The sequence below is a fragment of the Nitrospirota bacterium genome, from assembly GCA_040754395.1.
Classification (GTDB): domain Bacteria; phylum Nitrospirota; class Thermodesulfovibrionia; order Thermodesulfovibrionales; family SM23-35; genus JBFMCL01.
In genome coordinates, this window is sequence record JBFMCL010000013.1 from 1 (window position 1) to 13,033 (window position 13,033).

Below are 13,033 nucleotides of genomic sequence, written 5' to 3' on the forward strand. Positions count from 1 at the left end.
GGATACTGGTTATTGGCTGATGTTTATAAAGGAAGGACTTTTGTCGATGGTGTATTGAAGCAGGAAACCAAGGTGCTTGAAAGGATGGCCGCCTAAATGCTTTTTACACACCTATTGACCAGACTCCAAATACTTTTCTAAATTGGCTATCTCTCTTAGATATGCAGTCTGGGTCCTCGGTGTTATACCTCTCAACTGAAGCTCTGCCAACATCTTTTCTCTTAATGTGTCCATGATACGATCTCCTTTGAATCGATATGCGCCGACTTATGCCAGCGGTGAAACAAAGGAGATTGTAAAAAGACTTGGACTGATCAACAAGGGGGGATTTATCAGACTTACGATTGCAACTCAGGAAAGCTCTGTACTGAACAGAAAACGCAGTCTATTCGTTACCACCGCGCAAGCGGTTTAGTCCTTCTATAGGTATGTGCAACAAACGCAAACAATGAAGCGTGCGTATTATGAGTGCCGTTCAACTAGTCTGCCTGATAAAAATTTATGTATAATGCTTGACACCAGTGTTTGGTAAGGGATTCCCTCCTCTATCGCCCTTACCTTTAAGGCGTCAAGGTCTTTTTTCGCTATACGGATATTCATCCGCTGGTCTTTTGTTATGGTTGCTTTTGCATACGCTTTTGACCTTTTTATTTCTTTCTTCAGGTCGGGAACAGTCTTCCATTCATCTTTCTCAAGCGATTCCATTAATTCCTTTTCTTCTTTTGTCAGTTTCATTTTTGTCATTATCCCAATCAAAAACCACGTTACTATTTTAATATTTAATGTGTGCCTGTTGACAATACAATAATAAAGCGCAAGAGTTCTGAGTTTCTTCTGTTTGTGAATCAGCCAATCTATTGCAGCCAACCGATAAATTGTGTAAAATATGATTATCAGATTATGGGAGGTTAGAAATGGCAAAGACAATCAATGCAACCGAGGCGGCAAGAGCTTTTTCTGAGATAATTAATTCCGTCAAGTATAAAGGCGAGAGTTATACGATTATCAGAGGGGGCAAGCCTGCTGCAGCCATTGTGCCGATCAAGATAGCAACTGCCGGCCGGACACTGAAGGATTTGAGGTTGGTAATTAACGCTCTGCCTAAACTCGGAAAAGATTCAGAAATATTTTTGAAAGATGTTGAAAAGGGGATTAAGTCACAGCCGCCTGTCCCGGAGACAACGGCATGGGAGTGATATTTGATACAAGCGAAATTATTTCGATTGAACGCAAGAGTTATGATATTTCCCGTATTGTTGCAGGTCGTGAGGACGAGCTGTTTGGTATAAGTGTTATCACGATTGCTGAGTTGCTCCATGGGGTCGAACGTGCCGATACGCACATAAGGAAAATAAAACGGCAGGCCTTTGTAGAAAAGGTTATCGAATTTTTCCCGGTCTTTCCCCTCGATATTTCAGTGGCAAGAACATATGCGAGGCTTTGGGCATCCCTTGCTACACAGGGCATCACTGTTGGAAGTCATGATCTGATCATAGCAGCCACTGCCCTTTCACTGGATTATACTATTATTACCGCAAACACAAGAGACTTTAAAAAAATCGAGGGGTTAAAGCTTGAAATCATATAATACCCATTGCCAGCTTTGCATCTTAACAGGGAAATCTCAAAAAGTATATCGAAAACGCAGTACTTATACCGTGAAGAAAACGTGAAGTAAACATATCAAAAACGATATAAACATATAGAAACATATAGAAAAGGGAAGGGCAGTTAAAGATTTAATTTATAAGGGTTTTTCCGGTATTTTCAAGCACTTGTCGGTTCTGCCTATTAGCTCTCTCAAGGCTAAAACACGGGTTCGAATCCCGTTGGGACCGCCAATGAAAGTAACAAAATTAAGTAGATAGCGCATCCATCGGCTGCAAAAAAGTTATTGCAGAGGGGATGGAATGGCTTTATCGCCATAATTGATCGACTTATAATCCGTTATCAACCTTTTCATATTTCACAAGCCGCTCTTGTAATTCTTCAATTTGCTCTTTGAGTTCTTTTATCCTCAATTCTCTGCCGACAGCCATTTGATAAAAATCCTCAAGATCTTGAATTCACTGAGCCATCTCTTTCTCCATCTTTTTGCGTTCTGTGATGTCCCTGAAAACTCCTAATACTCCGATGACATTGCCCTGCTCATCTGTCACAGGTGTTTTGACGGTAGATACCCAGAATTCTTCCCCGTGAAGGAGGTGCTTTTCCTCGATTTCCTCCGTCTGACCCGACGTTAACACCTTTCTGTCGTCTTCTCTATACTTTTCTGCCAGATCCCGAGGAAAAAACTCGTAATCTGTCCTGCCGGCGATCTCATCAGGGTTGATTCCTAAATCCCTTGCAAAATTCTCATTGCATGACATATATACTGAGTTCTTGTCCTTGAGAAATATCTTCTGCGGCAGATGTTCAATCACTTTTTAACCGGACACTACTGAGTGTATATATTTACTCATCAAGGATTTCTCTCAGGCTTTTGAGGTTGCCGTACAGCACCAGCTTATCTCCTTCCTTAACCTTCTCATGATGTTTTGAGGGGACCGGAATCCATTCTCTGCCCCGCTCGATTCCCAGAATAATGATATTCTGATTACGGAATCTCCATTCATCAAGCGATATGTCGACAAGTTGGGAGCCTTTGTTTACAGTCTTTTTTATGAGGCCATATCCTTCAAGAAAATGGAGAAGATCTTCAGCAGTTCCCTCTTCGAAAACAGGAATTCGAACGAGTTTCCGCTTGATGTAGCTTTCGAGACTTTGCATGAAACCCCTTGATTTGCCCAACCTGTATATCAGATATACCCCGAGTGCGAGCAGAATGAAATGAATCGGCAATTCATGTGCTTTACTCGTCATGACAGATGAAGTAGCCGAGATAATCACTGCAACGATTCCTGCATTCCCAAGGATCATGAGGATGCTGATGATCTTTCGTCTTAACGGGTTATATACAACCATTTCAGCTTCCCGTGTGGTAAACCCTGTCCCGGTGAATGCTGAGAGTGATTGAAAAACCGCTTTCGGTCTGTCTATACCGGTCATCATTAACGCAATTGCCCCCACTCTCACAATAAGAAAAGAAAAAAAGATAGCGACTAAGGTCGGAAACAGAAAATACAATCCGGACATATCCACCTCCTCCTCAATATTCCTCCATTTTACTTATGAATATTTTATCAGATGGATTCTGGAACACAATGCATTCTTCTGAGGACAGGACAATCAGGAGAAAGATACCCCCCCGACCCAGGTAGGATTGACGAATGCCCTGTTATTTTGACATAAATAGATACAGAGCAGTGCTTCACTTCCATTTTTTATAAACCCCCGAAACCCCTTGCCCCTTGTGGGAGGGGCTCGTATGCAAGGGTATTTGTCAGATGCTGCTGCGGGTATGCCCGGAAAAAAGAATCACGAAAGATATGCGGATATATCCAGAAGCGGATGGCTTAACCGCCAAGAAGGTCAAGGGCAAATTTCAGACCTTCGGACTTGCCCTCCCAGTAGGCAATCTGATCGCGTATCAGCCATATCTCATAGAAATTATCAGGGTCGGCTTTTTCCGTCTGTCGCAGTCTCTCGGTAAGTTCCTGCTTTTTGGCAGAGGCGGTGTCATATTCTTTACGTATTCTGTCGATTGCGGTCATATGCCATCCCTATTATTTCCGTGAGCGCATTATCTTATTATATTATTATAGCAATTCCGGATGTCCCATCGCTGTTTCTGACTCTTCACAGCGGTACATTGCAGGGAAATGAAGGGACTTTCGGAAACATCCCGGACACCTTTTCGGTATGTCCTGAATACCCCATCCGAAAAGGCGGGAGTAGCACTGTCCGGCCCTGTTAATCTGCGAACCAGAAGAATTTCTTTTGGCAGGGATTTCTGCGGATGAGTCTGCAACTTTTGGATGCACAATCTTCCGAAATCCGCTAATATAGTACATGCAGGGCGAAGCTGAAAAGCTTTTCCACAGGGGAATTAAGTCTGTGCATGCAGGCGATACTCTCGCAGCGCTTGCGTTTCTTGAGAAAGCATTCAGGATCGATGACAGTCCCGCGGTATGTTCGTATTTAGCTTACTGTATTGCGAAAGAACGGGGGCAGGTTGCAAAGGCCATAGCGTTGTGCGAAGATGCAGTGAAAAAAGATCCCTCCAATGCGGTGCACTATCTCAATCTCGGAAGGATATACCTCATCGACAGGAAAAAAACCGCTGCGGTTGACGCATTCAGGGAAGGATTGAAACATGAAATGAACCCGTATATCATTGATGAGCTGCACAGGCTCGGATTGAGGAAGCCCCCGGTAATCCCTTTTCTGAAAAGAAGCAATCCCGTGAACAAGTATCTCGGCCTTTTTCTTTCACGGCTGAGATTGCGCTAACGCGAGAGTATTTGACGTCTGCCCTGTCCACATTTTATTATAATGGCCATGCTGAAACCAGAACGACAGTTAGACATTATCAGAAGGGGAGCTGTTGAGATTATCGTCGAGGCTGAACTTGTCAAAAAGATTGAAGATTCCTATGCCAAGGACAAGCCCCTCCGGATAAAGGCAGGTTTTGATCCGACCGCTCCGGATATCCACCTCGGTCATACGGTGCTGCTTGAAAAGATGCGGCAGTTTCAGGAGATCGGGCATAAGGCTATTTTTCTCATAGGCGATTTCACCGGCATGATAGGCGATCCGAGCGGAAAGAGTGAAATGCGGAAGCCCCTCACGAGAGAAGAAGTGCTGAACAACGCGAAAACCTACAGGGAACAGATATTCAAGATCCTCGATCCGGATAAAACCGAAGTAGTATTCAATTCGGAGTGGATGTCGCACATGACTTCAGGGGAGATGATCAGGCTCACAAGCATGTATACCGTTGCGAGGATGATCGAGCGGGAGGATTTCAAACAGCGATGGGTCAACCAGAATCCTATCGGAATTCACGAGTTCCTGTATCCCCTGATACAGGGATATGATTCTGTCGCGCTCCATGCCGATGTCGAACTGGGCGGCACGGACCAGAAATTCAACCTTATCGTCGGGAGAGAACTCCAGAAGGAATTCGGACAACCACCCCAGTGCATTGTCCTTATGCCGCTCCTCGAGGGGCTGGACGGAGTGAAGAAGATGAGCAAGAGCCTCGGGAACTATATCGGGATAACGGAGCCGCCGAAAGAGATGTACGGAAAAATGATGTCGGTAAACGATGAGCTCATGCTGAGATATTATGAACTGCTGAGCCACATTTCTCTTGAGGAATTGATTGCACTGAAGGAGGGCATTGAGAGGGGTACGGTGCATCCGAAACATGCAAAGGAAAACCTCGCGATCGAGATCGTCGAAAGATACTGGGGCAAAGAACAGGCCCTTATTGCCAAAGAAGAATTCGCACATATCTTCAGCCAGAAAGGACTCCCGGATGAGGTCCGGGAATGCCCAATTGTCTGGGAGGAAGAAGAAATGTGGGTGCCGAAGATACTGAAACTCTCCGGCCTGACGGCGAGTACCGGCGAAGCCATACGGCTCATCAGGCAGGGCGGGGTGATGATCAATGAAAGCAAATATACTGACCCTGACGGAAAAATTCCCCGGGGGGTGTACCTTTTCAAGGTCGGTAAAAGAAAATTTCTCAGGGTAAAGTCAGAGACTTAAGTACTTCCTCGCAAGTTCCATCAGTCCGTAGATCTTCAGATCGATAAAATCCCCCTTTTTCCTCAGCATGTCCAAAGCGGGGTAAAGATTTTCTGCCGGAATCTTCAGAATCTCGATATCTTCCGTTTCGTCCCTTTTCCCGATGCCGGAAAATGACAGTCCGGTTGCAAGATATACCGTGAGTATTTCTCCTGATGCGCCTGAAGACATCGGTCCTTTAGCCAGGAATATCATCTCTCTTGCAGAATACCCGGTTTCTTCACGCAGTTCCCTTCTGGCAGCCTCCTCAAGGGTGTCTCCCTTGTCATTCAGCCCTGCGGGGAACTCGATTACATATCCGTTTACCGGGGGTCTGAACTGCCGTATCAGCACAGCCTCGCGGTCATCAGTAACCGGCACAATCGCTACGATTCCGTTACAGTGCATCCTCTCGAAATACTCCCATTCCCTTAACGTTCCTGATGTATCAGAATAGGAAGAGAGAAGAAACCTGAGAAATCTTCCTTCGCACAGCGTTTTTTTCTGCAGAATCTTTATTGAAGTGTTCAAATTCTGTCTTTCATGAAGGGCAGGATTATTCTTGCTCTTGATAAAGGGGGATCATAACCCTGAAGGTAGTGGAGTCATTATCAGTGAAGACTTCGAGGTTTCCATGGATTGCCTTGATGAACCGGTATATGATATTCAGGCCGCGTCCCTCCACCTCGCCTTTCCTGATCTGTTCGATTTTTTCTTCAGGGATTTTTCCGGTATTCTGAATCTCGAAACATGCCTTCTGATCAAGACGGTAGCTTTTAATGCGCAGAAGCCCTCCTTCCTGCGGTATTGCCTTGGTCGCATTATCAAGCAGGTTATCCAGAACCCGTTCAACCCCGAAGGGTGAACAGTAGATAAGCAGGCCATGCTCAAGCTCGTCATGCACAAGGGTGAGGTTCAGCCGTCTCTGTTCCCTGATCGCCTCCTCATTGATTCTGAAACGGCTTCTCAGCACCTCAGTGAGGTCTATGACTCTTTCCCTGCCTTCAATATTCGGGTAAATGGCAAGTTCCTGCATTCTGGTTGTTTCCTGGATGACAATCTCCAGATATTCTGCGATCTTTTCCCTTGCGTTTTGTATATCTTTTTTTTCAAGGAGCTTCTTTGCCCTTTTGGCGAATCCGGCAATAGCAATCGCGGGGTTCTTGAAATCGTGCAGCACATCGTCCAGCTTTTCGATTCTCAGCGCCTTCATAATCTCCTTTCCGAAAAAACTGAGCAGTTCGATCTCGTGCTCCGTGAACTCCTGACGGCGGTCTTTTGCATAGAAAACGAGAAAATAATTTATTTCCTCCTGTGCCTTCATGGGAATCAGAAGGACGGAATTCACGTTCTGTTTCGAGGCATAACGCTTCAGCTCGTCGTTCGATAACCAGCTCTTCAGGGGGTCCTTGATCAGGATATATGACGCATCGAATCTTTCATATTCATAGTCTCCGCGCTTTTCCGTGTTGTTTATCAGTGCGTTGAAGTACGGGTGTTCCTGAATGGCATACATGCAGCTTATTTCGTGGCTTTCCTGGCCGACCGGATATTCAAGTTCGATCTGGACATGCTTTCTGTCAGGGCTGACAGAAAATAATGTGCAGCTCTGCACCTGGATGATATCAATCAGTTCAGGGATCATCATTCTGAATACGTCCCTCATCTTGATGCCTTCCCTGTGGCTCAGTTTTACGAAAATTTTTTCTACAATCTTCTCTTTCTGAAGGTTCAGTTTCTGCAGGTCAAGGATGCGCTTCTTTGCAAGCACATAGCTGATCCTTCTGGCCAGAAGTTCGGCGTTGGCTACCTCGTGAGGATCAAATTCCCTGTTATTCTCACGGTAATATATCTGTATGGTGCCCTGAATCAACGCTTCGTTATGCAGAAATCCGGGAATGATCATGGGAATCGCCATTAGAGAATTAAACCCGTGCTCCTTCACGATATCCTTGTTCGTATAATCAGGTTCAAGCATAATATTCGGAACAAGGTAGCTTTTCCCGCTTTTTATGACCCTGCCTGCGACAGATTTTTCCACCGGGATGCTCTTTAATCTTCCGGTCTCCTTGTACTGATGTGAACCAAAAGCTACCAGTTTGTCAGTTTCAGGATCAAAGATGCGGATGGATGCGGCAGAAGCCCGGAGAAATACCACGATCTTCTGAGCGGCAGCTTCCAGTATCTCTTTCCATTCCAGCGCAGGATTGATGTTGATGACCTCTTCTACCATCCTTACCACCTCTTCCACATACAGGGAGAGGCAGTTTTTTCTGAGAAAAACCGCGAGGTCAGCAATTTCCTGTTCGGAAAAGGTGTGTCCGGCAATGATAGGACTTGCTTTAAGGCACTGAATGAGTGTTTTTTCCATCGTATTAGAGATTTTTATAACAAAAGATATTGTGTAAATAGAATAATATCAGAGAGATAGGGTGTTATTCAACTTTATCGCCCCGCAGGAGCTGCGAAAAGGGCCTGTGTTTAGACACAGGCCCGGACAACAATATGCACGGCGGATTAATGACCTTTCGCCTTGGAAATTGCAGGAAGCTCTACCATTTCGACTTTGCCGGTCGAGAGCATGTATTCACCGCCGACGATCTTCAATTTTCCTGCATCGGCGAGATGCCTGATGATGCTGCTGTTCTTCATGATGTCCTTGTATACGTTCTTTACGTTTTCATGGATTGCGATCTCCATGATCTCATCCTTGGACCCGCCCTTTTTCTTCGCAGCTGCAGCAGCAGGCTGTATCTTTTTGACTATTGCACCGATGTTGCCCTCAGGTTTTCCTTTTGCATCGATCGTTGCTCCGACAGCACCGCACTTTTCATGTCCGAGAATGACCAGCAGGGGGGAATGAAGGTGCTCGGCTGCATATTCAATACTGCCAAGACCTATCGGGTCAACAACATTGCCTGCAACCCTGATTACGAAGAGATCGCCAAGCCCCTGGTCAAACAGCAGTTCAGGCGCGACCCTTGAATCCGAGCACGTAACGACAATCGCGAACGGCTTCTGCCCTTTTAGCAATTCCTTCCTCTTAGTGTCCCCGATGTCTTTCTGGCCCAGACTCCCCTCGACATATCTCTTGTTGCCATCCATCAGTTTCTGCAGCGCTTCATCGCCGGCGCTTCCTGCGAACACGAAACCTGAAAAAACGGCGACCATAAGTAAGGCAGACAAAACTTTCAAGAATTTCATACATCTCCTCCTAAAATTGATCTAAAGACCCTCGAAGAGGGGCCGAAAAAAAAGTTGCTAGGCAGCTTTCGTCTTTTTCTTTGCGGCAGAAGCGAATACCTGTGATGCGTTAAAGGTACCGTCTATCGCCTGAACAGGACATTTTGCCGTGCATATGCCGCACCCTATGCATTTGCCCTGATCGATAGAATGTTTCTTTTTATGCTCACCCGAAGCCGCGTTTGCCGGGCAGACTTTTGCGCAGATTCTGCAGCCGATACAGTTGTCCAGAATGAATGCCTTCGGTCTTGCCGGGATAAAATCACTGATGGCATCAGTAGGGCAACTGGGCACGCAGAGCCCGCATACCGTGCATTTTTTCGAGTCTATCCCTGAAAGGTGCTGTGCAACTGAAGGGGCATCAAAGGGACAGACCTTCACGCAGATGCCGCACGCGATGCAGCCAGTCTGGCAGTTTTTTCGGGTGTCGCCACCGGTGTCCCTCGAGTGGCAGGCAACAAGCACCTGACGGGAAGCGGGGAGTACCTCAATGACCCTCGTAGGGCATGCTGCCTCGCATTTCCCGCACCCTGTACATTTCCCTATGTCAACGTAGGGGAGATGGTCATCCGTCATGGTGATCGCATCGAAAGGACATACCCTTGAACATGTCCCGTACCCCAGGCAGCCGTATCTGCACGACTTGTCACCGCCTCCTGCGAGGATGACGGCCCTGCAGTCCTGGACTCCTTCATAGAGGTATTTTTTCAGGGATTTGCTCCATCCTCCTTTGCACAGTATTCTCGCATAATGAGGTTCCCTTGTTTCGGCTTTTTTACCTGTAATGAGGGCGACTGCTTCACATGTCCTTTCCCCTCCGGGTATGCAGAGATTCGGCGGAATCTCCGGATTGCAGACGACTGCTTCAGCATACTGTTCGCACCCTGCGAACCCGCAGGCACCTCAATGTGCATGCGCGAGCACATCCATCACTTTTTCGACGCGCGGGTCAATCCTGACGGAAAACTTCTTTGCGGTTAATGCAAGGCTTATCCCGAATACGACCCCGACTCCCCCGAGAAAGAGCAGGGTGTACTTGATCAGGGGGAGGAGTTCGACATGCTCCCGCGCTTCAATCCCTCCGCCCACACCGGCGACAGGAATGAGGAGACCGGATACGTCGGCGAACCTGAGCAGGTCGGCGAGATCACTGATCAGTTCCAGAAATTCAGTCATTTAGCAATTGCTATTGTACCACATTAAATTTTAATTAATCCTGAAAAACCTGTGAACGCAAGTGCGATCAACCCCGTAACAATAAATGCGATTGGGGTTCCCCTGAAAGGCGCCGGGACATCCGCAAGTTCAAGTTTTTCCCTGATACTCGCCATGATTATCAGTGCCAGAGAAAAACCTGCACCCGAGCCGAAAGCAAAGGCGAGGCTCTCGATAAAACTGTACTTCTCTCCTGCATTGATAAGCGGGACCGCGAGAATAATGCAGTTGGTGGAAATCAGCGCAAGGTAAATACCAAGCTTATAGTAAAGACCGGGCGAGATCTTGCGCATAACTGTATCGGAAGCCTGAACAAATCCCGCAACGATGCCAATGAATATGATAATCTTCAGAAAGGTGATATCGAGGGGGACCATAACGTAGGTAAAAATAAGCCAGCTCAGCGCGGCGCTTATCATCATGACGGAAGTGAACGTGATGCTCATGCCGACCGCAGTTTCCATTTTCCGCGAAACGCCGAAAAAAATGCACAGGCCGAGAAAACGGGTAAAGACAAAGTTGTTGATCAGTGAAGCAGCGACGACGAGTTCGAAGAGTTTAGAGAATTCCATTGTATGCTCCTTTATCGTATATCGGGCGGCCGGACACTATATGTAATATTGTGCCGGGTGCTCATTGTCTTTTTTCGTATTTCAGACTTATCCAGTTAAAAAATCCCATGAGTATGCCGACGGCAAAAAATCCGCCTGCAGGCAGCACAAGTATCAAAAGGGGTTGTGCATGGAGGATCTCAACGCCCCACAAGGACCCTTTGCCGAGAAGTTCCCTGAAAAAACTTATAATGCAGAGGGCGAACATAAAACCGAGCCCCATGCCGATACCGTCGAACATGGAAGGCATGAAAGTGTTCTTGCTCGCAAACATCTCTGCACGTGCAAGTATCGATGCAAAGGCGACGATCAGTTGGATGTACAGCCCCATCTGCCTGTAAGCCTCGGGTGCGAAAGCGGCCATTGACATATCTGTAACCGTTACCCATCCTGAGATGATGAGCATATAGATAGGAAGGCGTATCCTGGGGTGTATGAAGCTGCGCATCAGCGAGATGGTAATATTGACCATCACCTGCACAAACAGTACCGCAAACCCCATCAGGAAACCGTTTCTCAGGTTGTTTGTTACCGCAATGGAAGGGCATAGGCTGAGTGCAAGCCTGAAGATCGTGTTTTCCCTGAATATTCCGTTCTTGATGAGGACGGCGTAATCAGTCGCTTCTGTCTTTTCCATGAGCACCTTCACTTGTAACAGCCTTTATGAGGAAATCCAGGCCATTTCTTACCGCATCCTCGGAGACAGCCCTGCTTGAAATGGTTGCCCCTGAGATTGCCTGTATATAATAAGAAGTGTCCTTTTTCAACACCTTTAAATGGTCAATGTCCTTGCCGGAAAACTGGCTTCTGAAGCTTGATGACTCAATCTCATCCCCCAGGCCGGGAGTCTCTGCATGTCCGAGAATACTGATCGTTCTGACCCGGAAATCCCGGTCGACTGCAAAGAGCGTGTCAATATAGCTTGAATATCCCTTGCCATAGGACTGGACGACGTATCCGATTACTGCGCCATTTTTTTTTGCGATAAAGTACTCCGCATTTTTTTGATGGATAGTCCAGTCCCCCAGTTTTTCGATAGAATCCGCCTCCGGTACGAGCGTCTTGAGTGCTACTTCCTTTGCGAGCACCGCGTTCCTGTATATGATTGGCGAAGTTCTGGCATACACCAGGGCAAGGATAAGGCCCCCTGCAAGGTAGATGACTACCAGGTTCAGGGTGATCTTCCATATGTCCTTTCCTGTCACGTACCGTCACCTCTTCATTTCTTAAGTGTTCCGAATACTTTTGATTTAACCCCACTGTCAATGAGCGGCGCAAAAGAGTTCATGATGAGAATTGCGAACATGACACCTTCAGGATAGCCTCCCTTCAGGCGTATGAGCATGGTGAGAAACCCGCATCCGATGCCGAAAAGAATTTGACCGCTCTTCACGGAAGGACTTGTGACATAATCAGTGGCCATATAGAACGCACCCAGAATCATACCGCCGCTCAGAAGGTGGAACAGAGGATCTCCGGTAAAAAGAGAACCTTTGCCGCCGAATATCCAGGCGAGCAGTGTTGCGCTGCCGAGGAATGAAAAAGGAATATGCCAGGTGATATACCCCCTGTGGAAGAGAAATGCCGCACCGGCCAGAAGCGCGGCCGCAGAAGTTTCGCCGATTGATCCTGCCCGGTGTCCGATGAAAAGCTGCCAGTAGAGGTTTCCCTGACTTCCGAAGACCTCAATAAGCCTTGAAAAACCTTCTTCTTTCATGATACCAAGCGGAGTCGCAGACGTCTGCGCATCAAACGATACAAAGGATGCGGCAGGCGCATTCCAGACCGTCATGAGTTTAGGAAAGGAAATCAGCAGGAAAGCCCTTCCGATGAGAGCGGGGTTGAATATGTTGTATCCGAGTCCTCCGAAGAGTTGTTTGGTAATAACAACGGCGACAAACGACCCCGTAACCGGAATATAGAAGGGAACCGAGGGAGGCAGGTTCAGTCCGAGCAAAAGTCCTGTCAGGAACGCGCTTCCGTCACTGACGGTTGAAGGTTTTTTCAGCGCCTTCCGGTAGAGATATTCGGACAGCACTGAAGCCAGGATACAGACGGCGACAGTAAGTATTGCCCTTAATCCGAAGAAATACGCACCCATGATCATCGCCGGGAGAAGCGCAATTGACACAGTCCACATGATCCTGCCGGTTGTTTCGTCACTGCGGATGTGCGGACTGACGGAAACAAAAAGCGGGTGTTTTGTTAATTCCACGAATCCTCCGTCATGAGTATTGCGCAAAACGAAAGTAAGAAGTATGATGGGTAATCAGAACAGTCATACATTTTCC

The 13,033-nt window shown here is 47.0% G+C and carries 17 protein-coding genes and 1 tRNA gene; 5 read left to right on the forward strand and 13 right to left on the reverse strand.

Annotation, left to right across the window (positions count from 1 at the left end):
* Positions 1-462 precede the first annotated feature (462 nt).
* A complete protein-coding gene (locus AB1552_07925; GenBank protein ID MEW6053700.1) occupies positions 463-744 on the reverse strand; it encodes an antitoxin in 282 nt (93 codons plus the stop codon).
* 170 nt (positions 745-914) lie between these two features.
* Between AB1552_07925 and AB1552_07930 the strand changes: the two genes are divergently transcribed.
* From AB1552_07930 to AB1552_07940, 3 genes are all read left to right on the forward strand, one after another.
* Complete coding sequence (locus AB1552_07930; GenBank protein MEW6053701.1) at positions 915-1,196, forward strand: type II toxin-antitoxin system prevent-host-death family antitoxin; 282 nt, start codon at positions 915-917, stop codon at positions 1,194-1,196.
* Entirely contained in the window at positions 1,187-1,588 is a 402-nt protein-coding gene (locus AB1552_07935) for a type II toxin-antitoxin system VapC family toxin (GenBank protein ID MEW6053702.1), read from the forward strand. The genes AB1552_07930 and AB1552_07935 overlap by 10 nt, the downstream gene beginning before the upstream one ends.
* Positions 1,589-1,722: 134 nt before the next feature.
* A tRNA-OTHER gene (locus AB1552_07940) sits at positions 1,723-1,841 on the forward strand.
* A 225-nt stretch (positions 1,842-2,066) separates the two neighbouring features.
* Here AB1552_07940 and AB1552_07945 read toward each other — a convergent pair.
* From AB1552_07945 to AB1552_07955, 3 genes are all read right to left on the reverse strand, one after another.
* Positions 2,067-2,423: a PAS domain-containing protein gene (locus AB1552_07945; protein ID MEW6053703.1), complete on the reverse strand. Its 357-nt coding sequence runs from the start codon at positions 2,421-2,423 to the stop codon at positions 2,067-2,069.
* 31 nt (positions 2,424-2,454) lie between these two features.
* Complete coding sequence (locus AB1552_07950; protein MEW6053704.1) at positions 2,455-3,135, reverse strand: TrkA C-terminal domain-containing protein; 681 nt, start codon at positions 3,133-3,135, stop codon at positions 2,455-2,457.
* Between the two features lie 320 nt (positions 3,136-3,455).
* A complete protein-coding gene (locus tag AB1552_07955; protein ID MEW6053705.1) occupies positions 3,456-3,653 on the reverse strand; it encodes a hypothetical protein in 198 nt (65 codons plus the stop codon).
* A gap of 298 nt (positions 3,654-3,951) precedes the next feature.
* On the opposite strand from AB1552_07955, the gene AB1552_07960 reads away from it, so the two are divergent.
* Together AB1552_07960 and tyrS are read left to right on the forward strand one after the other, a co-directional pair.
* On the forward strand, positions 3,952-4,392 hold the full coding sequence (locus AB1552_07960; GenBank protein MEW6053706.1) for a tetratricopeptide repeat protein: 441 nt from the start codon (positions 3,952-3,954) through the stop codon (positions 4,390-4,392).
* Positions 4,393-4,440: 48 nt separating this feature from the next.
* Entirely contained in the window at positions 4,441-5,655 is a 1,215-nt protein-coding gene (gene tyrS / locus AB1552_07965; GenBank protein MEW6053707.1) for a tyrosine--tRNA ligase, read from the forward strand.
* Here tyrS and AB1552_07970 read toward each other — a convergent pair.
* The 9 genes from AB1552_07970 to AB1552_08010 all read right to left on the reverse strand — a co-directional run bounded on the left by AB1552_07970 (position 5,644) and on the right by AB1552_08010 (position 12,957).
* Entirely contained in the window at positions 5,644-6,204 is a 561-nt protein-coding gene (locus AB1552_07970; GenBank protein ID MEW6053708.1) for an NUDIX hydrolase, read from the reverse strand. The two genes, tyrS and AB1552_07970, sit on opposite strands and share 12 nt — an antisense overlap.
* A gap of 25 nt (positions 6,205-6,229) precedes the next feature.
* Positions 6,230-8,044 (reverse strand): GAF domain-containing sensor histidine kinase, encoded by a 1,815-nt coding sequence (locus tag AB1552_07975; GenBank protein ID MEW6053709.1) that lies wholly within the window; start codon positions 8,042-8,044, stop codon positions 6,230-6,232.
* Positions 8,045-8,190: 146 nt separating this feature from the next.
* A complete protein-coding gene (locus AB1552_07980; protein MEW6053710.1) occupies positions 8,191-8,877 on the reverse strand; it encodes a carbonic anhydrase in 687 nt (228 codons plus the stop codon).
* Between the two features lie 57 nt (positions 8,878-8,934).
* A complete protein-coding gene (locus tag AB1552_07985; GenBank protein ID MEW6053711.1) occupies positions 8,935-9,759 on the reverse strand; it encodes a 4Fe-4S binding protein in 825 nt (274 codons plus the stop codon).
* Positions 9,760-9,819: 60 nt separating this feature from the next.
* Positions 9,820-10,092, reverse strand: coding sequence for a hypothetical protein (locus tag AB1552_07990; GenBank protein ID MEW6053712.1), 273 nt, complete (start codon positions 10,090-10,092; stop codon positions 9,820-9,822).
* Between the two features lie 23 nt (positions 10,093-10,115).
* Positions 10,116-10,703 (reverse strand): Rnf-Nqr domain containing protein, encoded by a 588-nt coding sequence (locus AB1552_07995; GenBank protein ID MEW6053713.1) that lies wholly within the window; start codon positions 10,701-10,703, stop codon positions 10,116-10,118.
* 61 nt (positions 10,704-10,764) lie between these two features.
* Positions 10,765-11,379 carry an electron transport complex subunit RsxE gene (gene rsxE / locus AB1552_08000; protein MEW6053714.1) on the reverse strand — a complete coding sequence of 205 codons (615 nt, stop codon included), beginning with the start codon at positions 11,377-11,379 and terminating at the stop codon, positions 10,765-10,767.
* On the reverse strand, positions 11,357-11,947 hold the full coding sequence (locus AB1552_08005) for an RnfABCDGE type electron transport complex subunit G (protein ID MEW6053715.1): 591 nt from the start codon (positions 11,945-11,947) through the stop codon (positions 11,357-11,359). Before AB1552_08005 ends, rsxE begins: the two co-directional genes overlap by 23 nt.
* A gap of 14 nt (positions 11,948-11,961) precedes the next feature.
* Positions 11,962-12,957, reverse strand: coding sequence for an RnfABCDGE type electron transport complex subunit D (locus AB1552_08010; GenBank protein MEW6053716.1), 996 nt, complete (start codon positions 12,955-12,957; stop codon positions 11,962-11,964).
* Positions 12,958-13,033 lie beyond the last annotated feature (76 nt).